Genomic DNA, 21,287 nt, shown 5'->3' with positions numbered 1-21,287 from the left:
TCATGCCTGCATTCCGGCAAATGCTAGTTGTCAAAGGATCCCGCCGCGCCGGGGAAGACCACCGGCGTTTCCGAGCCATCGAGCGCCACGGCCGAGACGCCGAAATAATAATTGTCGATCACGACATTCTCGAGCGTGTACTCAGCCACCGGGCCAACAAAACGGCTATAGCTCCATTGCGGCTGGTCCGTCAGGCGCCAATAGACGCGGTAGCCGGCGAGATTGGCGGCCGCCTCGCCGCTTGCGGGCGTCCAGCTGAGATGCGTGCTCGGCTGCACGGCGCCGGTAATGGTGACATCGGCCGGAAATGGCGGCGCACCGGCCATCTGGGCCAGGGTGGCGATATTCAGCGCCGTCAGCTTGGCGGCATAGTCGAAATCAACGCCCTCAATCGTGTCGCCAAAAACACGGCCATCCTCGGTGCGCAAATCCTGGTGCTGGCGATCGTAATGCTCATTGGTTTCCATGATGCGCACGCCGGGAATGCCGACCGCGTTAAAGGGCCGGTGATGGCCGCCGCGACCGAAACGGTCGAGCCGGTAGACCATCATGACATCAAGATTGGGCACATATTGATCCGCCGTGCGATCGATGAAGCGGGCGAGATTGCGCGAAGGGCTGTCGACCTCGCCGCCGGTAAAGCGGCGGGCGCGGGCCTCCTCCGGCGTTTCGACATCGCGCGTGCCTTCTGAGAAGACGCGGGCGGTTGAATTGTCGGTGACGCCATTGATGCCCGAGATATTGCCGATCATGTCGTTATTGAGCACGGCCTTGATACGCCAGCCATTCTCGAGCGCGTGCGCCGCGACGATCTGGCCACCGAACAGGCCCTGCTCCTCACCGGACAGGCCGGTATAGATGATCGAGCCGTCGAACTCGTGCTGGCTCAACACCCGCGCCGCTTCCAGCACGCCGGCCATGCCGGAGGCATTGTCATTGGCGCCGGGACTGTCGGAGGTGCCGTCGAGCGGATCGGTGACGCGGCTGTCGATATCGCCGGACATCAGCACATAGCGATCCGGATCGATACGGCCACGCTGGATGGCAACAACGCTGACCACGTCGGTCGGCTCGGGAATTCGCGTCTCGCCGGAGATGGTGTCGGAGACATACATCACTTCAAGACAGCCGCCACAGGCGTCGGAAATGCGCTCGAACTCGTCATGGATCCAACGCCGCGCGGCACCGATGCCGCGCGTATCACTCTCGGTCTCCGACAGGGTATGGCGCGTGCCGAACCCCACAAGGGTGCGGATATCCGCCTCGATCCGGTCGGCCGAGACGGCATCGACATACTCATGCACGGCGAGCACTTCGGCCGGCGGCGCGTGCTGCGGTGATTGCGCCGCTGCGATGCCGGTGGAAGCCAGAAGTGTCGTTCCCAACAGGATAAGACTGCGCATCATATTCCCCGATCTCGTGACAATGTCTGCGGCGCAGTCTTCGCGCGCTGACCGCTGCGGTCAAGGCGGGCGCGCGTTTAGGCCGCAGGATCAGGCCGGAGCGCCAACCTGCAGGGGCGAGAGCGCCGCGCGCGCCCTGATCCAGCCGGCCAGCGCCGCCGGATCGGGAATCGCGATGCGGCCATAGCCCAGCTCGACCAGACCGCGCGCCTGCAGAGAGGCCAACGCCTTGCCGCTGGAGACGCGCGAGACGCCAAGCGCGAAGGCGAGCTCTGTCTGGGTGCAGCGGACCTGCGCCGGATCGCCGCCCGCATGCGCCAATTGCCAGATCAGCTTGGCGGTGCGCACCGGCAGTGGCAGGCGGCGCATGTCATCAATCAACTCCATCGCCGCATGCAGGCGGCCGGTCACAGCGGTCAGCATGATGCGGCTCAGCTCCGGCTCGTCGGCCAGGATGGCGTCGAAAGCCGTGCGGCTGATCTGGTCGACCACGGTCTCGCCAATGGCGACGGCATCATGGGTGCGCGGCAGATCGGCAAACAGGGAGAATTCACCAAAACACTGGCCCGGCCCCATCACCGTGATCACGAGATAGGACCCGTCCTGGCCCGGATTGCCAAAGCGCACCGAGCCCGAGCGCACCATCGACAGGCCCGGCTTGATATCGCCGCGTTCATGGATCAGCGCGCCGTCGCGATAGCGCACCGGCGTGCCGCCCTCGCGCAGCAATCTGGCCAGACGCGGAGTGAGCAGCTCGCCCAGCGCCGGCACGCCAAAATCGGCCAGGTCCGACATATCGCCTCAATTGCAAACTTGTTGGCATTCTTGCGCCGTAGCGCGCCCTAGATCAAGCGCACGACACGGGAGCTTGCCATGAAACCGGAATACCTCGCCGTCCTCGGCGTCTTCTTCACCTTCGTGGTGCTGGAAATCCTGCTGACCGGCTTCTTTCGCAAGCCGGGCCAGACCCGCGATGATGTCTGGGTCGAGCTGGTCTCCGGCTTTGGCCTGATCCTGCTGATCCAGCCGATGGCGGTGTTTGGCGGTGGTCTGATCGCCAGCCTGGTTGCGCCGCAAGCGCAAGGCATGCTCTCGACCTGGCCGGTCCTGGCGCAGCTGGCCCTGCTGCTCATCTTCGACGATCTGTCGCAATACTGGTGGCACCGCGCCTCGCACAGCTTCCCCTGGCTCTACAAGCTGCACCGGCCGCATCACAATGCCGAATACCTCTCCATCCGCGTCGTCTACCGCAATAACCTGTTCTATTACATGTTGATGCCCGGCCTGTGGGCCTCCGGCGCGCTGGTTTATCTTGGCCTCGGCTGGGTCTATGCCGCCTATCTCGTGGTCAAGATGAGCGTGATCTTCGCCGCCCATTCCGACGTGCGCTGGGACGAACCGCTCTACAAAATCAAATGGCTGTCGCCGCTGATGTGGGTCGTAGAGCGCACCATCTCGACGCCCGCCACCCACAGCGCCCATCATGGCAAGCATGCCGATGATGGCGTCACCCACTACAAGGGCAATTTCGGCAATCTGCTGTTTTTCTGGGACGTGCTGTTCGGCACCGCCAAGATCACCCGGCGCTATCCGGAGAAACTCGGAGTGGAAAACCTGCCGCCGACGAGCGTCGGCGAACAGCTGATCTGGCCGCTGGTGCGGGTGAAAACAGAAACGGCGCCGGTGAGCACCGACGCCGTTCCTGAACCTGAATAGTCCAAAAGCCGGTCCCTACGGAAGCAGGACGACCTTGCCGATCGCCTTGCGGCCGGAAAGCTCGCCAAAGGCGGCGAGGAAATCGTCGAGCTTGTAGCGCCCGGCGACATGCGGCTTGATCTTGCCGGCTTCGAACATCTCGAACAGCTCGGCCATGTTCTGATAATGCGCCGCCGGATCGCGCATCGCCCAGGCGCCCCAGAAGACGCCGACAACCGACGCGCCCTTCAGCAGCGGCAGGTTGAGCGGCAGTTTCGGGATAGGACCTGCGGCAAAGCCGATCACCAGGTGACGGCCTTCCCAGGCGATGGAGCGGAAGGCGGTTTCTGCGAAATCGCCACCAACCGGATCATAGATCACATCGACGCCCTTGCCGCCGGTGATCTGCTTGATCCGGGCGCGCAGGTCTTCGGACGTGTAATTGATGCCCTCATCGGCACCATGCGCCTTGGCCGCAGCGAGCTTTTCGTCGCTGGAAGCGCAGGCGATAACCTTCGCGCCCATCGCCTTGCCAAGCTCGACCGTGGCCAGACCGACACCACCGGCCGCACCGAGCACCAGCAGGGTCTCGCCCGGCTGCAGCTTGGCGCGTTGTTTCAGGGCGTAGTACGAGGTCGCATAGACCACCGTCAGACCAGCACCTTCCTCGAAGGACATGCTGTCGGGGATCTTGATGGCAGCCCCGGCCGGCGCCGCAACCTGCTCGGCGAAAGCGCCGGTCAGGCCGTTGAAACAGACCCGGTCGCCGACGGCGAGATTGCTGACGCCGCCGCCAAGCGCGGTGACGATACCGGCCCCCTCTCCGCCCGGCACGAAGGGCAGAGGCGGTTTGAACTGGTATTCGCCGCGGACGCAAAGCAAGTCGGGGAAGTTGAGCCCGGCCGCCTTGACGTCGACCAGAACATGCGCGTCCGGCAGGGCCGGCGTGTCGATCTCCTCGACTTTCATATTGGCTTCAGGCCCGAATTCCCGGCAGTAAAGCGCGCGCATCACGCCACCTCGAACAGGCCGGCTGCGCCCATGCCGCCGCCGACGCACATGGTGCAGACGACGTATTTGGCACCGCGGCGCTTGCCCTCGATCAGGGCGTGGCCGACCATGCGGGCGCCGGACATGCCGTAAGGGTGACCGATCGAGATCGCGCCGCCATCGACATTGAGGAGCTCGTCAGGAATGCCGAGCTTGTCGCGGCAATAGAGGACCTGGACGGCGAAGGCCTCATTGAGTTCCCACAGGCCGATATCGTCCATCTTCAAGCCATTGGCCTTCAGCAGTTTCGGGATCGCGAACACCGGGCCGATGCCCATCTCGTCCGGATTGGTGCCGGCAACGGCGATGCCGCGGTAAATGCCCAGCGGCTGGATGCCGCGACGCTCGGCGTCTTTCGCTTCCATCATCACCGCAGCGGAGGCGCCGTCGGAGAGCTGGGAGGCATTGCCGGCGGTGATGTATTTGCCTTCCTTGATGCGCATGCCATTGGCGAAGACCGGCTTCAGCCCGGAAAGCATTTCCGCCGAGGTGCCGGGGCGATTGCCCTCATCCTTTTCCAGCGTGACGTCGATGTCCTGGACCTCGCCGGTTTCCTTGTTCATGAATTTCATGGTCGTGGGCAGCGGCACGATCTCGGCATCGAAACGGCCGGCCTGCTGGGCGGCATGGGTGCGCGCCTGCGACTGGGCCGCGTATTCGTCCTGGGCCTCGCGGCTGATGCCATAGCGATCAGCGACCACTTCGGCGGTCTCCAGCATCGACATGTAGAGGTCGGGCTTGTTGGCGATGATCCAGGGATCGACATCCCAGTTCTTGGTCATCTTGTCGGTCTGGACCAGGGAGATGCTCTCCAGCCCGCCGCCAACGGTGACATTCATGCCATCGGTGATGATCTGCTTGGCGGCCGTGGCGATCGCCATCATGCCGGAGGCGCATTGGCGGTCCATCGACATGCCGGCAACGCTGTCGGGCAGGCCGGCACGGATCAGGGCGTTGCGGGCGATATTGCGGCCCGTCGTGCCCATCTGCATGGCACAGCCCATGACAACATCGTCGATCTCGCTGGGATCAACACCGGAGCGCTTGACCGCTTCGCCAATGGCGTGGCCGCCCAGGGTCGGGCCGGAGGTGGCATTGAAGGCACCGCGATAGGCCTTGCCGATCGGGGTACGCGCCGTGGATACGATGACAGCTTCACGCATGGGTTTCACTCCTTGTGGGTTGTTTTGTACCAGACGATCTGCTGGGTCGTGGCCAGCAGGCGTCCGTCGCGGCTCCAGATCCGCGCATGTTGGTCGTAGAAACCGCGTCCGCCGCGGGCGGCATGGGTTTCGATGAGCATGTAGTCGGTGCCGACAGCGGCGTAATCATCCGGGCTGGCATGGAGGTAGACGGTCATCGAGACCGTCGCGACCATGCCGAATTCACCGGTGACGAAGAAGAGACGCGGCGTCGGCGAGTCGGCCAGCGCCACCAGGGCGACCGCATCAAGCGGGCGCGCCGGGTCGAGCCGGATCCAGGCCAGATTGTCGGTCGGCCCGCCGCCCTTGGTGAAGGGCGGGCTTTGGGTTGGCCGCATCTCGACCGTGCGCGACCAGGCCATGGGCAGAATGGCGCGTTCACAAACTTCCGGCGGCGGCGCGTCGGGACGGCTGCCCTCGGTCCAGGCCACCGTCTCCCGGCGACGCGAGAGAATCCCCATCGCCCGGTTGGATGCGCCCTTGTCACCGGCGGCGACCAGGGCGGCATGCCAGAATTGCGTATTCCGTCCGCCGCGATCGCAGGCGACATCGACCGTCACCTGACCCTCGCGGGCGCCGGCGAGAAAATCGGTGGTGATCGAGACCAGTTCCATCTCCGGCCCGGCCGCCTCGATCATGCCCTTGGCCAGAATCGCCGCGCTCCAGCCGCCATAGGGGCCGATCATATTCTTGAAATGCGGCGTCGCGGCCCCCTCGAAACGGACCTCGGGCGCATCGCCCGAAATCCGCTCGAGAGCAGTGGATTGGTCGAAAATATGCACCGGTCAGCCCAGCTTCACGCCGAAATGCGCCGCAGCCTTGCCGAGGAATTTCATCGTCTGCTGGCCGCCCTGCTCGAACATCTGCTGTCCGGCCGGGTCAATGATCGCGTCGATATTGGCCGCGACATGTTCCGGGGTCTGCTGTTCCGGCGCGAGATAGATCCCGTCCGTCTCATAGACGCGCGTTGCGGCATAACCGCCGGCACCGGCGCACAGCACCAGACGCGAAGGGGAATCCTCGCTGACCAGATAGACCAGGCCGGCGGAGACGCTCTCGACCGTCATCAGCTTGAGCGCCTCGTCGGGGATCAGGCCCTCGGTCATGCGCGTCGCCGCAGTCGGCGAAAGCGCATTGACGCGGATGCCGTATTTGGCGCCTTCCAGGTGCAGCACATTCATGAAGCCGACGAGGCCCATCTTGGCGGCGCCGTAATTGGCCTGGCCGAAATTGCCGTAAATGCCCGAGGAGGACGAGGTCATGACGATGCGGCCATACTGGCGCTCGCGCATATGGTCCCACAGGGCCTTGGTACAGATCGCCGAACCGGTCAGGTGCACCGAGGTCACCGCGTTGAAATCCGCCATGTCCATCTTGGCGAAGCTCTTGTCGCGCAGGATGCCGGCATTATTGACGAGGATATCGACCTGGCCGAAGGCCTTCATCGCCTCGGCCACCATGTCGGCGACATCATCTTCCTTGGTGACATTGGCCTTGTGGGAGATCGCCTCGCCGCCGGCGGCGCGGATTTCCGCCGCGACATCCTCGGCCGCCGAGCCGGAGCCGACGCCGTCGACCGAACCGCCCATGTCATTGATCACCAGCTTGGCGCCGCGCGCTGCCAGCGCCAGCGCGTGCGAACGGCCCAAGCCATTGCCGGCACCGGTGACAAGGGCGACGCGGCCGTCAAAACGAATTTCACTCATATCAACTCTCCGAAAATGGGCTTCAGGCGACGACCTGCATCGTCAGCCACTGGGCAATAAGGGCGGGCTTGGCCTCGCCTTCGATCTCGACCGTGACGCCAAAGCGCAACATCCACTGACCGGGGCTTTTCTCGACGGCATCCTCGAGCACGAAACGGCCACGGATTTTCTTGCCGGAGCTTACCGGCACCAGAAAGCGCACCTTGTCGAAGCCGTAATTGATCCCCATCGCCATGCCCTCGAGCGTGAAGGCAATGTCCATCGCCATGCGCGAAAGCATGGAAAGCGACAGGAAGCCGTGGGCGATGGTGCCGCCGAACGGGGTTTCCTTCGCGGCGCGCTCGGCGTCGAGATGGATGAACTGGTGGTCCTCGGTGACATCGGCGAACTGATCGATGCGCGACTGGTCGAGCTCGATCCAGTCTGACAGGCCGATTTCCTGGCCGATATGCTTGGCGAGGTCTGCAGGTTTGGTGGTGGCCATCAGTCAATATTCCCTTCGGTCAGAAGTTCTTTTCTCAAGCCCGGCTTGTCGACCTTGCCGGTGCCGCCGCGCGGCAGCGGTGCGTCGAGACGCCAATAGTGCGCGGGCCGTTTGAAGGCAGCCAGGTGCGGTTTCAGGAAAGCGTCGATCTCGTCATTGTGCAGCGTCGCGCCCTCGCGCAGCAGGATCGCCGCGCCGACACGCTCGCCAAGGCGCTCGTCCGGAATACCGATCACGGCGGCCTCGATGATATCGGGATGGGCCGCCAGGGCGCCCTCCACTTCCAGGCAGGAGATATTCTCGCCGCCGCGGATCACCATGTCCTTGATGCGATCGACGATGGAGAGGAAGCCCTCCTCATCGAACACCCCGACATCGCCGGTCTTGAACCAGCGATCCTCGGTCAGCACCGCCGCCGTCGCCTCGGGCTGGTTGAGATAGCCCTTGAAGACACAGGGTGACTTGATCCAGACCTCGCCCGGCTCACCGGTCGGTGCCGTCGAGCCGTCCGGGCGGACAATCTTGATCTCGGTCACCGCCGGAACAGCACGGCCGCAGGAGCCCGGCTTGGCCTGGTATTCGGCCATATTGTTATAGGCACCCAGCGCGTTGGTCTCGGTCAGGCCATAGCCCGAACTCGACCAGGCCTGCGGAAACACTTTCGCCAGACGGTCGACATGGGCTGCGGGCCGCTTGGCGCCGCCTGAACCCATATCCATCAGACTGTCGAGATGCACGCCGCGGCGTTCCGCCTCCAGCGTCACCTCGTGCGACATGGTGGGCACGCCGACCATATTGGTCAGCTGTTCGCGCTCGATCAGATCGACCGCATCGGCCGCATCCCATTTGCGCATCAGCACCATCTTTCGGCCCGACAAAAGCGAGGTCATGAAGACGGCATGCGATCCGGTGCAATGGAAAAGCGGTACCGCCACCAGCACGCCGGGATTGTCACCGAAATGATCGGTGCCGCCCATGGCATGCTTCATCGAAGCGCCGAGCAGGCCATAGGACATCACCGCCGTCACCGCGCCGCGATGCGTCAGCACGGCGCCCTTGGGCGCCCCGGTCGAACCGGAGGTGTAAAAGATCGCAAAATCGGAATCGGTATCGATGACCAGTTCCGGCGCCGGCTTGCCGGCTCCGGCAGCAACAAGGGCATCGAAACTGTCAGTGCAGCCCTCAACGCCGGGACGGATGCCGATCAGGGTGAGCCCGAGGGGCTTGAGGTGGGGCAGCATGCGCTCCGCCTGCCGCGAACCTGCGATGACGATCTTGGCGTCGCTATCGCGCAGGCCATAACCGACCTCTTCGCTGGTCCACCAGCCATTCATCGGCACGACAACGCCGCCCGCGGCGATAATGCCCAGGAAACACGCCATCCACTCCGGGCAATTGCGCATCGCCAGAACAACGCGCGTGCCCGGCGTGACGCCATGGCGCTCGATCAGCCCGTTGGCGACCGCGATGGCCTTGCCGATCAGCTCGCCATAGGTCCAGCGCTGGTCCTCGAACACGACAGCGGTCTTGTCCTTGAACTCCATCGCCGCCGCGAGGAGGAAGCGAAGATCCGGCGGCGCATTGACATAGCCGCGCTGCTTGACGCCGAAATTCTCGATCTCCCCGACGGCGAAGAGCGGTTCATTGGCGACAATGAATTCAACAACCTTGTCGACCTGGTCCCGCGACGGGGCCGGTTTGCGATCCGTCATTCAGCCCTCCATCGCCTCGTTGACATAGCGCTTGAGTTCCTGGCGCGCGATCACCATGCGGTGGACGGCGTCCGGGCCATCGGCGAAGCGCAGCGTGCGCAGACCAACCCACATGCCGGCCAGCGGCGTGTCCTGGGAGACGCCGGTGCCGCCATGCATCTGCATCGCCTCATCAACCGTATCCAGCGCCACGCGCGGGGCGATGACCTTGATCTGGGAGATGTAGGGGGCGGCCGCGCGGGCATCGCCCTGGTCCATCATCCAGGCCGCTTTCAGGCAGAGGAGACGGGCCTGTTCGATCGCCATGCGGCGTTCGGCGATGATGTCCTTGTTGGCACCCAGGCGCGCCAGCTTCTGGCCGAAGGCCGTGCGCGAGACAGCGCGGCGGCACATCAGCTCCATCGCCCGTTCCGACTGGCCGATGGCGCGCATGCAGTGGTGGATTCGGCCAGGTCCAAGCCGGCCCTGGGAGATCTCGAAACCCTTGCCGCGACCAAGAATGATCGTGTCCTTGGGCACCCGCACATTGGTGAAGCGGATATGCATATGGCCGTGCGGCGCGTCGTCATGACCAAACACGGTCATCGGGCGCAGCACCTCGATGCCCGGCGTGGCGGCGTCGACGAGGAATTGCGAATGGCGGCCATGGCGACCGGCTTCTTCGCCCTCGGTGCGGGCCATCAACACATAGACGGCGCAGCGTGGATCACCGGCGCCGGAGGCCCAGTACTTCTCGCCATTGAGCACCCACTCATCACCATCCAGCACGGCGGAGAAGGCGATATTGGTGGCGTCGGACGACGCCACATCCGGCTCGGTCATCAGATAGGCGGAGCGCTTCTTGCCCTCGAGCAGATCGGCCAGCCAGCGCTCTTTTTGCGCCGTCGAGCCATAGCGCTCGATGACTTCCATATTGCCGGTATCGGGCGCGGAGCAGTTGAAGACCTCCGGCGCCAGGAACGACCAGCCCATTTCCTCGGCCAGATAGGCGTATTCCAGGGTCGTCAGGCCATAGCCACGATCGGAACCGGTGAGCCAGAAATTCCACAGACCGCGCTCGCGCGCCTTGGCTTTCAGCGTCTCACGGATTTCGACCTGGCGTTCGGTGAAGGCGAAACGGTCACCGCCGGCAGCCTTGCCGACCTCGGCGTGATACTCGTCCTCAAGCGGCAGGATCTCGTCGCGCACCATGGCCCGAACCTGGTCAATCAGCGGCCGGACCCGCTCTGTAATGCCTAAATCCATCTCGTCTCTCCCGTGTGTATCTGGTTTCGTGTGCTGCGAAGGCGTGGCCTGGCCTAGACCGGCCGGCCGCGCTCGCTGATCATCATGCGGCGGAATTTGCGCATGCCGCCAAGCCAGCGATCGCGCTGGGTGGCCCGAAGTGCTTCGTATTCGGCGACTTTCGGGTGCGGCAAGGCCAGGAAATGCTTGTTCTCGATCGCGGCCAGCATGGCTTCGGCCACCGCCGACGGCTCGACAATGCCGTCCGCACCGGCAATGCCGCCATCCTCGCTGCCGCCGAGCATATCGGTCCGCACCGCCTGTGGACAGACGCAAACGACCTGCAGGCCCTCATCGCCATGCGCGACAGCCAGGCTCTCGGCAAAGGCAACGGCCGCATGCTTGCTGGCGCTGTAGGAGGAGGCACCGATCTGGGCCAGAAGGCCGGCTGCCGAGGCGACGAGAACGAAAACGCCGCCGCCGCGCGGTTTCATCCGCGGCCAGACCTGGCGCGCACCGCGCACGGCGCCCATCACATTGACCTCGAAACTGTCATGCCACGCCTTGTCGTCGGCGCCGGCGGCATCCCAGCTTGGTTCATCGGTGCGCAGTATGCCGGCATTGGACACATAGACATCGACCGGTCCCAGACGCTCTTCGGTCTGGATCAGGAAGGCCGCGATATCGGCCTCCCGGGTCACGTCAACACGCGCACCGTAACCGTCGAGGGCCCTGGCCGCTTCATCCGCGCCGTCCAGATCGGCGATCGCGACCTTGGCACCGCGTTCGTGAAACGCCTTGGCCATGGCGAGGCCGATCCCGCGGGCACCGCCCGTGATCGCGACAACTTTTCCTGTGTAATCCATTACGGCCCTCCCCGACCTGTTCAACCTAGTATTTGCGCAGGCGCGCAAACTTGTCGGTGTGGTAATTGGCATCACCATACAGCGCTTCGGCGACGCGGACGCGCTTGATGAAGAAACCGATATCGTATTCGTCGGTCATGCCGATGCCGCCATGCATCTGGATCGCCTCGCGCGCGGCGAGCTGGGCGACATGGCCCAGTTTCGACTTCGCCGCCGAGACGATCATCGCGGCGTGGTCAGGCGCCATGTCGAGTGTCTGCAGGGCCTGGAGAACAATGGATTTGCCCAGCTCGGTCTCGGTATAGAGGTGCGCGGCGCGATGCTGCAGTGCCTGGTAAGTCCCGATGATCTCGCCGAACTGCTTGCGTTCGCGCAGATAGCCCAGCGTCTGGCCGAGGCATTCCTGCGCCGAGCCCGACATTTCCGCCGCCAGGCCGGCACGCCCGGCGTCGAGCACCGCTTCCAGCGCCGTATAGCCGCCATCGACCTCGCCGAGCACGGCGTCCGCCGTGACCTCGACGCCCTCGAGCGTGATCGCTGCCGAATTGCGGCTGTCGATCATCGAGGCACGTTCGACCGAGACGCCGGCCGCTTCGCGCGGCACCAGGAAGAGCGTGACCCCGTCGGGCTCGCCCTCGGCGCCGGCGGTGCGGGCCGAGACGATCAGCATGTCGGCGACATGGCCGTCGGCGACGAAGGCCTTGCGGCCATCGAGCTTGAAGCCATTGCCGGAGCGCTGCGCCGTCGTGGTCACATTGGAGGGATTGTGCTTGTGGGTCTCGTCGACAGCCAGGGCGGTGAGGAATTCACCGGCGGCCAGACGCGGCAGATACTCGCCCTTCTGGGCCTCGCTGCCGAAGCGCGACAGCGCCGTGGCGCCCAGGATCGCGGTCGACAGGAAAGGCGAAGCCGTCAGGGTGCGGCCCATTTCCTCGGCGATGACACCGGCGGCGACATGACCCATGGCGACACCGCCATGCTCTTCGGGCACCAGCACGCTGGCCCAGCCCATTTCGGCCATGTCTTTCCAGGTCTGGCGATCAAACCCGTCCGCGCTCTCGCTATCGCGCAGCTTGCGCAATTGCGCGATCGGAGCCGAGGTCTTGAGATAACCCTTGGCGGCATCCTTGAGCATGCCTTGTTCTTCGTTCAGCAGCATTGCCATGATGTGTCTTCCCCTCAGGCGCTCGGCAGGTCGAGAATGCGTTTCGAGATGATGTTGAGCTGGACCTCGGAGGTTCCGCCCTCGATCGAATTGGCCTTGGTGCGCAGCCAGTGCCGCGCCACATCGCCATCGCCATCCCAGGCCAGACCGTCATGCCCGGAGCCGTCCATCATCAGTTCGAGCCGGCGCTTGTTGAGCTCGGTGCCGTAATATTTCAGCATCGAGGAATTGGCGCCGACGCCCTGCCCCGACTTGGCCTCTTCGGTGACGCGCTCCATCGTCGCCAGGAAAGCCAGCCCGTCGATCTCGGCCCGCGCGACATCGGTGCGCAGGACCGGATCGGCCAGCTGGCCATGCTCGTTGAGACCGACCTGCTGGATGGCGACATCGCCCATCGGCCGCACAGTGCCGGTACCGGCGCCGGTACCGCCAATCATCTCGCGCTCATGGGTGAGCAGGTATTTGGCGATGCTCCAGCCCTTGTTGATCTCGCCGACGAGGTTTTTCTTTTCGGCGCGGGCATCGTCGAAAAAGGTCTCGCAGAAGGGCGATTTGCCCGAGATCAACTTGATCGGCTTGGTGGTGACGCCGGGCTGGTCCATGTCGACGAGGATGAAGCTGATGCCCTCATGCTTCTTGGCGGCGAAATCGGTGCGCACCAGCACGAAAATCCAGTCAGCCTGGTCGGCATAGGAGGTCCAGATCTTCTGGCCGTTGACGAGATAGTGATCGCCCTGGTCCTCACACTTGGTCATCAAGGCCGCGAGATCGGAGCCGGCATTGGGCTCGGAATAGCCCTGGGCCCAGCGAATCTCGCCGCGGGCAATCTTGGGCAGGTGTTCGAGCTTTTGCTCTTCATTGCCGTATTTGAGCAGCGCAGGCCCGAGCATCCAGATGCCGAAGGAGACCAGCGGCGAACGCGCCTTGATGCGCTTCATCTCCTCGCGCAGCACCTTGGCTTCCGCCTTGGACAGGCCACCGCCACCATAGGCGACCGGCCATTCCGGCACGGTCCAGCCCTTGGCCGCCATGCGATCGAGCCAGGTTTTCTGCGCCTCCGACTGGAACACCGCCTTGCGGCCGCCCCAGACGGCATCGCTTTCGGCTTTCATCGGACGACGCATCTCGTCCGGGCAATTGGCTTCAAGCCAGGCGCGCGTCTCGGCGCGGAATGCTTCAAGATCCGGCATGTCAGTCTCCCGTCTTCCATTTCCGACGTGACGTTTACGCTCACGTCAATCTTGTAGGCATATATCCCCGCATGCCTGTCCCGGCCTTGGCGGGGTCAGGCGAATTGAGGTGCGATCTCCAGATTCTTGGCCAGCCCGAGCCGGCGCAGGACCAGCAGCATGGTCCCGTTGTAATCGACAATCCGGTTCCAGATGCCACGCTTGGGCAAATGCAGCGCACTGCGTGGAAATTCGTGGTGGTGGTCGTGCAGGGCTTCACCGCCGGTCAGCAGCGCCAGCAGGTAATCAACCCATTTCGGCGTCTCCAGGTGCCCGAACACATTCACGCCGAGCGTGGTGGCGTGGAACTGGATGCCGCGGCCGATGATGACACAGGCGTGCAGCAGGGCGAGCAGGATCACCGACCCGCCGCTCAGGGCAACAGCGAGATAGATCAGCGCCGGCACGAGGAAATGCATCGCCAGTGACAGCGAGATATGGAAGCGGTCGGCGAAGAGCACGACCTTGTTTTCCTTGAGCCAGAGCGGCACTGGCCGGTTCAGGTCGGCCTCGTCGCGCCACAGGATCCAGCCCATCCAGGCCCAGACCTTGCTCTCAAACGGATTGTGCGGATCGCCGGGATTGTCAGCGAAGCGGTGATGCTGGGAATGGTAATTGACCCAGTCCTTGAGCGAACCCTGCATCGCGAGGATGCAATTGAACATGAAGATCACCTGGGCCGGCCATTTGATCTCGCCGGCGCGGTGCTGCCAGATCCGGTGCAAGGGGCCGATACCCATATTGCAAAGGAAAATCGTCGCGGCCATCACGGCCAGGCCAAGCGGTGCGTACCACCAATGCAGGGTCAGCCCCTCCAGTGCCAGGCCGAGCACGACCATGGTCACCAAGAGCGCAACCCCCAGAGCCGGATAGAGAATAACCGAGAAAACACTGGCCCAGTTGAGCGTACCCCAAGTTCGGATTATCGACATGGATCGCGTCATTACAGGGCTGTCAGGCTTCATGGGGTCAAACTCATTGCTGGATTTCGGATGGTGACAACATGGGGCGGACCGCAGGAAATGTCGACAATCTCACTGCATACGTCAATTCATACTTTGTGGCGGGAGCGTCTCGCCGGAACCGGCAGCCATGCCCACCAACTCGTCCGTTGGCTCGAGCGGCCATTCAATGTGGAAGCAGGTGCCGGCGCCCGGCTCGCTCTCGACCCGGATACGCCCGCCATGGCGCTCGACAACACGCTGGCACAGGGCCAGACCGATCCCGGTGCCGGGATAGGCGTCGCGCGGGTGCAGCCGCTTGAACATCTCGAAGACACGCTCGGCATAGCGGCTGGAGAAACCGATCCCGTTGTCGCGGACCTGGATCTGCCAGCAAGAACCGCCGTCAGGCCGCACCGCCTCGAAGCGCACATGCGGCGGCGTATCGCCGCAATACTTCAGCGAATTGCTCAAAAGATTGTGGAAGAGCTGGCGCAGCAGCAGGGAATCGCCGCGCAGCACCGCATCGCCCTCACAGTCGATGGTCGCGCCGGTCTCGGCGATGGTGAGTTCGAAATCATTGCACACATCCGCCACGAGGGCTGACATCGGTACGTCGGCAAACTGCATCGCATCGTTCGAGGATCGCGAATAGCTCAACAGGTCCTGGATCAGCTGACGCAGGCGCTGCGCGCCATCGACCATGCGGTCGACCAGCATGCGGCCGCGCTCGTCCAGCGTTTCCGAATAATCCCGCGCCAGCAGCGCACCGAAACTGGTGATCTTGCGCAAGGGCTCCTGCAGGTCATGCGAGGCAATCGAAGCGTATTGCTCAAGCTCGCGATTGGTGCGGCGCAACTCGTCGGCCTGCAACGCCATGCGTTCCTCGGCCTCCTTGCGCTCGGTGATGTCATGGCAGGAGCCGGCCATTCGCACCGGCTCGCCATTGTCATCCCAGACGGCCTGGCCGCGCGTGTGCACCCAGATCACCCGGCCATCGGGGAGACGATTGCGGTATTCGACCCGATACTCGGTTTCGCGCGCCAGGTGCCGCTGCAGCATGTCGAGCACGCGCTCGCGATCATCCTCGTGAATACGCTCGGCAAATTTCTCGATCGACAATTCCGGTTCCGCGATACCGGGAGCGAGCATGCGCTTGAGCTGTTCCGACCAGAACACCTCGCCGCTCGCGACATCCCAGTCCCAGATGCCCACCCCGGTGCTACGGACCGCGAGCTCATAACGCTCCTCGCTGCGCAGCAAGGCCTCGCTGTCGCGTTTGCGCTCGGTGATATCCTCGATCGATCCCGCCATGCGCTGCGGCACACCGGCCCGGTCCCAGACCGCCTGGCCGCGCGAATGCACCCAGATGTAGTGACCATCGGCATGGCGGATGCGGTGTTCGATCCGGTAGGGCTCGCGATCCTTGAGATGACGCGCAATGGCGTCGGCCATCATCTCGTGCTCATCGGGGTGCTGCAGGGCTGCAAAATCGTCGACATGTGGCGTATGTTCCGCCGGGTCCATGCCCAGCAATTCATAGCAGCGCGGCGACCAGTAGACCGAGCCGTCAATCATGTCCCAGTCCCACAGGCCGACGCTCGAGCCGCGGACGGCGAGGTCAAAACGCGCCTGGGAACGCTGCAGCGAGACATGATGGCCGACCAGGGCCGCTGCCGTTTCCAGTACATTGCGATCATCGGTATCGAACGGCGCCTGGCGGGGCGCGTCGGCGGTGACATTGATCGTGCCATGCAGCTGGCCGTCAACCAGGATACGGGCGCCGGCATAGGCCTGGGCGTTCTCGGGCCGAAAGCCCGGATAGCGCTCCTGCTCGCTGCCGGCGGCACAGGCCACCATGACCGTCTGCTCGAGATCGACGACCTGCTGGCACCAGCTTCCCGCCAGGTCCAGCGTGTCGCCGACGGCGTATTGCGCCGTATCGTCAAGGATATATTCGACCGAATAGCGGCCGGACTGGATCTGGCAGACCGCCGCCCGCGGCAGACCGAAATGAGCTTTGACCCGCTGCAGGATATCAATGATGGCGCGGCCATGATCGGATTGGCCGACCGAACTCAGCCGGACCAGATCGAGCACGGTCTGGTAGGCATTTGAATGGCCTGGCCCCCCGCCCCTGTTTTGCTCTGCCGCCATCAAACGCCTATCCGGGTTTTGTCGGCAGCTCACCTGAACAGCGCCGATCTCGCGGGGACGGTATAGCGCCACCCTTTCACTTTTCCAAAGCTACCAACGGCATATTCGGGATGTTTTATGACCGGCAGGACCGGCCCGCCTTGCATGCTCATACCTGCCCGACTGCGATGGGCGCAACGCAAAAGACAGACTCAAGCCGTCAAATTTCCGGATTTGGCCGCAGGGACCGCCACAATTCCGCCTTTTTATCGATAGTCGGGATGGACCTCCCGTCTTCATTAAGCTTCTGTAATGCATCCGACGGATTGATTCACGGCTGGGGAGAGCTTGATGAAAAACGCACTCGTTATGATCGCAGTCTTCGCGACAGCAGGTGCTGCAGCGGCAGCCTGCCCTTCCAGCCTGCGCGAACGGGTTGTGCAACACACCCAGATTCCCGAGTCGGTGCAGATCGAAGCGGAACGGCAAGTCGAGCTGTTCGTCAGCTGGGTTCGCGATGACGCGGCCCGTCCCGGGCCCGAATTCGGCCGCCGCAATCTGGACTAGGCTCCGGAGAGGGCCGTTTTCCGGTTCACCGCTCGACCCAGGGCTCTATTCAGACGCTTCCGGCTGCGTTGACAGACTGGCGAGCCTCGCCTCGATCATCGCCCTGTAGGCCGCATCAGCCGGAGATTCGGCCAGCAACGCCTGCCACGCCGCCTGCGCGGCCTCATGCTCTCCCGCCTGATATTGCGCTTCGGCCATGAAGAAACGCGCCCGCACATCTGTCGGCTCGATATCAAGCGCGCGGGCAAAGGCCTCACGCGCCGCCGGCGTCATGGTGCCATTCTCGCCAAACAGGATCGCCTGCCCGAGCGAGGCAAACAGAAAGGCCGAATCCGGCACGATATCGATGGCCTGTTCAAAAGCGTCCGCAGCGTCGCCATAGCGGCCAAGGCCGAGATAGGCCTGCCCCAGCACGGCCCAGCCCTGGGCATTGCCGGGATCGGCCTCCATTTGCGCCGCCAGCGTCTCGACCTGGTCGAGCACGGCGCGCATCTCCCCGGACACTTCGACAGGCTCCGGCTCGCTGGCACCGACCAGCAGCGGACTGCCGATAACCATATAAATCGCGACCGCGGCGATACCGCCAAGCCCGCAGGCGATGATCGCCAGCTGCCGCAGCAGCGGGTTGGCCGCGCCCTCGCCTTCGCGGTCGTCGCGCGCCGACGCAGCCAGGCGCCGCCGCTTGATATCGATCTCGGCTGCGCGGGCCTGGTCGGGATCGATCAGGCCAAGCTCGCGATCCCGCGCCAACTCGTCGAGCTGGCCGGAAAACGCGCCCAGCCCATCGCCTTGCGCCGCGCCCGTCCGCCGCATGAAGGGCAGCACCAGGGCCGCCACGGTGAGGCTGGCCATCACCGCGATCAGAATCCACACCATCATTGGCCTTCCTCTTCCATCAGCACGGCCAATTCAGCCTCTTCCTCGGGCGTCAGTTCGGCCGGCAGCGCCCGGGCCTGCCGCCGGATGAAGACGAAGACCAGCAGGCCGCCGGCCAGCAGAATGAAGATCGGCAAGCCCCACAGCACGAGCGTATTGGCCTGCAGCGGCGGCAGCATCAGCACATAATCGCCATAGCGCGCCTGCATGTAGGCGAGGATATCAGCGTCGCTATCGCCGGCATCGAGCCGTTCGCGCACCACGACGCGCATATCCTCCGCCAGCGAGGCATTGGACTCGTCAATGCTCTGGCTCTGACAGACGACGCAGCGCAATTGGGTGTAGAGCGAGCGGGCCCGGTGTTCCATCGCCGCGTCGGCATAGGCCTCATCCGGCGATGGCGCAGCGAAGGCGGCGGGGGTCAGCAGCAGGGCGAGGCAGGCGATCAGGGCACGCATCATTCGGCCTCCAGCTCGCGGATCAGGGGCAGCAGGGTTTGCGTCCAGTCAGTATCGGTGATGATGCCGACATGGCGATAGCGCACGCGCCCGTCGCGGTCGACCAGAAAGCTTTCCGGCGCGCCGGTAATACCCAGATCGATCGCCAGATGACTGTCGGGGTCGAGCCCGACCGCCGTATAGGGATTGCCATGCCGCTCCAGCCAGGCGGCGCCGGCTTCCGGCGTATCGCGCCAGTCGATGCCGTAGATCGGTACGATGCCCGAGCGCGCAATCTGCATCAGCATCGGGTGCTCGATGGCGCAGGGTGGGCACCAGGATCCGAACACATTGAGCAGGCTGACCTGTCCGGCCAGGTCGCTATTGGCCAGGCCGGCCTCGGCCCCGGCAATGGGGGCAAGCTCGAAGGCCGGCAGCGGCTCATCGATCAGCTGCGACGGAATTGCGCCGGGATCCTCACGCAGGCCCATGCCGAAATACACGGCCAGCACGGCGAACAGGACCAGCGGCAGGAAGGCGAGCCAGCGTCCCATCATCCTGTCTCCGCCTTTGGCGCCGCCGGAGCGCGGGCACTCAGGGCGCGGCGGCCACGATCACCAAGCGCCAGCAATCCGCCCAGCGCCAGCAAGGCCGCGCCGATCCACAACCAGACCGCCAATGGATAGACATAGGCATGCACGGCCCAGCCGCGTCCCTCGACGCCCTCACCGATCGTGACATAGAGATCGCCATCGAGCCGGGCCCGGATCGCCGATTCCGTCGTCGCCATCTCGCGCACCGGGTAAAAGCGCCGCTCGGCGACCATCTCGCCAAGCTCGCGCCCGCCACGCGAAATCGCCAGCGTCCCGGCCTGGGAGACGAAATTCTCCCGGTCGCTGCGCTCGACATCGACCAGCTCGATCACATAGCCATCGAGCTCCATCGACTGGCCAGGCATCAAAAAGGCGCTGGCCTCGTCCTTCCAGGCGCTCACACCCGTCACGGCGAAGATCAGGACGGCAATGCCGAGATGGGCGACGGTCATGCCCCAGATCGCCGCCGGCAGGCGCTTGGCGCGCGCCCAGCTGGCGGCGAAATCGATCTCGAACAGTTTCAGCCGCGATTTCAGGTCGAGCAGCACGCCCAGCCCGACCCAGACCGCCAGCGCCGTGCCGATTGCGCCGGCGACGGCTTCGCGTTCGGCAACCCACAGCGCGATCAGTCCGGCGGCGATGGCGGCGATGAAGGCCGGGGTCAGCTTGCGGGCGATCGGGCCCAGCTTGCCGCGCTTCCAGGCCAGCATGGCGCTGACCGGGATCAGCAGGAACAGAACCGCCATCATCGGGATGAAGGTGGCGTGATAAAACGGCGCGCCGATCGAGATCGTCTCGTCAGACACGGTGGTGATGAAGAGCGGATAGAAGGTGCCGAAGAAGACCAGGGCACAGGCCGCAGCCAGGAAGAGGTTATTGACCAGCAGCGTGCTTTCGCGGCTCACTTCGGCAAATACGCCGGTCGGCTTGAGATGGCCGGCACGCAGGCCGTAAAGCGCCAGCGAGCCACCAATCACGAGCAGCAATATCCCGAGAATGAACACGCCGCGCTGCGGATCGACGGCGAAGGCGTGCACCGATGTAATGACCCCGGAGCGCACCAAGAATGTCCCCACCAGCGAGAGCGAGAAGGTGACCAGGGCCAGCAGGATGGTCCAGGCCTTGAGGGTGTCGCGCTTTTCCATCACCCGCAGGGAATGGATAAAGGCCGTGCCCGCCAGCCACGGCATCAGCGAGGCATTCTCGACCGGGTCCCAGGCCCACCAGCCGCCCCAGCCCAGCTCGTAATAGGCCCAGCTGGCGCCCAGTGCGATGCCGATGGTGAGGAAGGTCCAGGCGGTCAGCGCCCAGGGGCGCACGATCCGGGCCCAGCGCGCATCGACCCGGCCCTCGATCAGGGCGGCAACGGCAAAGGAGAAGGTGATCGAGAAGCCGACATAGCCGGCATAGAGCATCGGCGGATGCGTCGCCAGACCCGGGTCCTGCAGTAGCGGGTTGAGATCGGCGCCATCGAGCGGCACCGGCCAGAGGCGTGCGAAGGGATTGGAGGTGAAGATCAAAAAGGCAAGGAAAGCCGCCGTCACCAGCGACTGCACCGAAAAGGTCAGCGTGATCAGACGCGGCGCCACATGCCGCGCAAACAGCGCGAGCGCCGCCGTGTAGGCCGTCAGGATCAGCGCCCATAACAGCATCGAGCCCTCATGATTGCCCCAGACGCCGGAGAGCTTGTAGATCAGCGGTTTGAGCGTGTGCGAGTTCTGCGCCACCACCAGAACCGAAAAGTCCGACACCGCAAACAGCGCCGTCAGGCAGGCAAAGGCCGCGGCCACCAGCACGAACTGGACCATCGCCCCCGAGCGCGCAAAGCGATGGAATACCGGGTCACGCACCGCCACGCCGGCAAAACCGAGCACGGCCTGCAACAGCGCAACAACAAAAGCGAGAATAAGGGCGGCCTGGCCGAGTTCAGCGATCATGGCGGCTTGGTGTTACGGGACGAGCCCGACGTCAAGGGGCCGGGTGTCGCAGGGGGGGGAGCGC

General features: G+C 64.2%; 20 protein-coding genes. 2 read left to right on the top strand and 18 right to left on the bottom strand.

Annotation, left to right across the window (positions count from 1 at the left end; translation table 11 throughout):
* Positions 1-23: 23 nt before the first annotated feature.
* Together ACN0YL_RS07365 and ACN0YL_RS07360 are read right to left on the bottom strand one after the other, a co-directional pair.
* The gene (locus ACN0YL_RS07365) at positions 24-1,403 is read right to left on the bottom strand and encodes a M28 family metallopeptidase (RefSeq protein ID WP_417497547.1); all 1,380 of its coding nucleotides are present in this window, start codon (positions 1,401-1,403) and stop codon (positions 24-26) included.
* A 90-nt stretch (positions 1,404-1,493) separates the two neighbouring features.
* Positions 1,494-2,198 (bottom strand): Crp/Fnr family transcriptional regulator, encoded by a 705-nt coding sequence (locus ACN0YL_RS07360; RefSeq protein ID WP_417497546.1) that lies wholly within the window; start codon positions 2,196-2,198, stop codon positions 1,494-1,496.
* Positions 2,199-2,276: 78 nt separating this feature from the next.
* On the opposite strand from ACN0YL_RS07360, the gene ACN0YL_RS07355 reads away from it, so the two are divergent.
* The gene (locus ACN0YL_RS07355) at positions 2,277-3,119 is read left to right on the top strand and encodes a sterol desaturase family protein (protein WP_417497545.1); all 843 of its coding nucleotides are present in this window, start codon (positions 2,277-2,279) and stop codon (positions 3,117-3,119) included.
* Between the two features lie 15 nt (positions 3,120-3,134).
* Here the strand turns inward: ACN0YL_RS07355 and ACN0YL_RS07350 are convergent, their stop codons facing one another.
* The 12 genes from ACN0YL_RS07350 to ACN0YL_RS07295 form a co-directional block, all read right to left on the bottom strand.
* Entirely contained in the window at positions 3,135-4,109 is a 975-nt protein-coding gene (locus ACN0YL_RS07350; protein WP_417497544.1) for an NADPH:quinone oxidoreductase family protein, read from the bottom strand.
* The gene (locus ACN0YL_RS07345; protein ID WP_417497543.1) at positions 4,109-5,311 is read right to left on the bottom strand and encodes an acetyl-CoA C-acyltransferase; all 1,203 of its coding nucleotides are present in this window, start codon (positions 5,309-5,311) and stop codon (positions 4,109-4,111) included. Before ACN0YL_RS07345 ends, ACN0YL_RS07350 begins: the two co-directional genes overlap by 1 nt.
* Before the next feature lie 5 nt (positions 5,312-5,316).
* Positions 5,317-6,132 (bottom strand): acyl-CoA thioesterase, encoded by an 816-nt coding sequence (locus ACN0YL_RS07340; RefSeq protein WP_417497542.1) that lies wholly within the window; start codon positions 6,130-6,132, stop codon positions 5,317-5,319.
* Positions 6,133-6,135: 3 nt separating this feature from the next.
* Positions 6,136-7,056 carry an SDR family NAD(P)-dependent oxidoreductase gene (locus ACN0YL_RS07335; protein WP_417497541.1) on the bottom strand — a complete coding sequence of 307 codons (921 nt, stop codon included), beginning with the start codon at positions 7,054-7,056 and terminating at the stop codon, positions 6,136-6,138.
* 22 nt (positions 7,057-7,078) lie between these two features.
* Complete coding sequence (locus ACN0YL_RS07330) at positions 7,079-7,540, bottom strand: MaoC family dehydratase (protein WP_417497540.1); 462 nt, start codon at positions 7,538-7,540, stop codon at positions 7,079-7,081.
* A complete protein-coding gene (locus ACN0YL_RS07325) occupies positions 7,540-9,252 on the bottom strand; it encodes a class I adenylate-forming enzyme family protein (protein ID WP_417497539.1) in 1,713 nt (570 codons plus the stop codon). The genes ACN0YL_RS07330 and ACN0YL_RS07325 overlap by 1 nt, the downstream gene beginning before the upstream one ends.
* Positions 9,253-10,497 (bottom strand): acyl-CoA dehydrogenase family protein, encoded by a 1,245-nt coding sequence (locus tag ACN0YL_RS07320; protein WP_417497538.1) that lies wholly within the window; start codon positions 10,495-10,497, stop codon positions 9,253-9,255. It lies immediately after the preceding gene.
* A 53-nt stretch (positions 10,498-10,550) separates the two neighbouring features.
* Entirely contained in the window at positions 10,551-11,342 is a 792-nt protein-coding gene (locus ACN0YL_RS07315; protein ID WP_417497537.1) for an SDR family oxidoreductase, read from the bottom strand.
* Between the two features lie 25 nt (positions 11,343-11,367).
* The gene (locus ACN0YL_RS07310) at positions 11,368-12,507 is read right to left on the bottom strand and encodes an acyl-CoA dehydrogenase family protein (RefSeq protein WP_417497536.1); all 1,140 of its coding nucleotides are present in this window, start codon (positions 12,505-12,507) and stop codon (positions 11,368-11,370) included.
* 14 nt (positions 12,508-12,521) lie between these two features.
* Positions 12,522-13,697, bottom strand: a complete 1,176-nt coding sequence (locus ACN0YL_RS07305) for an acyl-CoA dehydrogenase family protein (protein ID WP_417497535.1) — start codon at positions 13,695-13,697, stop codon at positions 12,522-12,524.
* A gap of 95 nt (positions 13,698-13,792) precedes the next feature.
* The gene (locus ACN0YL_RS07300; protein WP_417470501.1) at positions 13,793-14,668 is read right to left on the bottom strand and encodes an acyl-CoA desaturase; all 876 of its coding nucleotides are present in this window, start codon (positions 14,666-14,668) and stop codon (positions 13,793-13,795) included.
* Between the two features lie 114 nt (positions 14,669-14,782).
* Positions 14,783-16,777 (bottom strand): PAS domain-containing protein, encoded by a 1,995-nt coding sequence (locus tag ACN0YL_RS07295; RefSeq protein ID WP_417497534.1) that lies wholly within the window; start codon positions 16,775-16,777, stop codon positions 14,783-14,785.
* A gap of 387 nt (positions 16,778-17,164) precedes the next feature.
* Here ACN0YL_RS07295 and ACN0YL_RS07290 point away from each other — a divergent pair, with 387 nt between their 5' ends.
* Positions 17,165-17,380 carry a hypothetical protein gene (locus ACN0YL_RS07290; protein WP_417497533.1) on the top strand — a complete coding sequence of 72 codons (216 nt, stop codon included), beginning with the start codon at positions 17,165-17,167 and terminating at the stop codon, positions 17,378-17,380.
* A gap of 45 nt (positions 17,381-17,425) precedes the next feature.
* On the opposite strand, the gene ccmI is transcribed toward ACN0YL_RS07290, so the two are convergent.
* The 4 genes from ccmI to ACN0YL_RS07270 are packed head-to-tail and all read right to left on the bottom strand — an operon-like array spanning position 17,426 to position 21,223.
* Entirely contained in the window at positions 17,426-18,259 is an 834-nt protein-coding gene (gene ccmI / locus ACN0YL_RS07285; protein ID WP_417497532.1) for a c-type cytochrome biogenesis protein CcmI, read from the bottom strand.
* On the bottom strand, positions 18,256-18,714 hold the full coding sequence (locus ACN0YL_RS07280) for a cytochrome c-type biogenesis protein (protein ID WP_417497531.1): 459 nt from the start codon (positions 18,712-18,714) through the stop codon (positions 18,256-18,258). Before ACN0YL_RS07280 ends, ccmI begins: the two co-directional genes overlap by 4 nt.
* Positions 18,714-19,247 carry a DsbE family thiol:disulfide interchange protein gene (locus ACN0YL_RS07275; protein WP_417497530.1) on the bottom strand — a complete coding sequence of 178 codons (534 nt, stop codon included), beginning with the start codon at positions 19,245-19,247 and terminating at the stop codon, positions 18,714-18,716. The genes ACN0YL_RS07280 and ACN0YL_RS07275 overlap by 1 nt, the downstream gene beginning before the upstream one ends.
* A complete protein-coding gene (locus ACN0YL_RS07270; RefSeq protein WP_417497529.1) occupies positions 19,247-21,223 on the bottom strand; it encodes a heme lyase CcmF/NrfE family subunit in 1,977 nt (658 codons plus the stop codon). The genes ACN0YL_RS07275 and ACN0YL_RS07270 overlap by 1 nt, the downstream gene beginning before the upstream one ends.
* Positions 21,224-21,287: the final 64 nt, after the last annotated feature.

Origin of the sequence: Maricaulis sp. (genome assembly GCF_048269565.1) — a bacterium.
Lineage (GTDB): Bacteria > Pseudomonadota > Alphaproteobacteria > Caulobacterales > Maricaulaceae > Maricaulis.
Note: the sequence above shows the minus strand (reverse complement) of the source record. Positions and strands in the feature narration are given on the sequence as shown.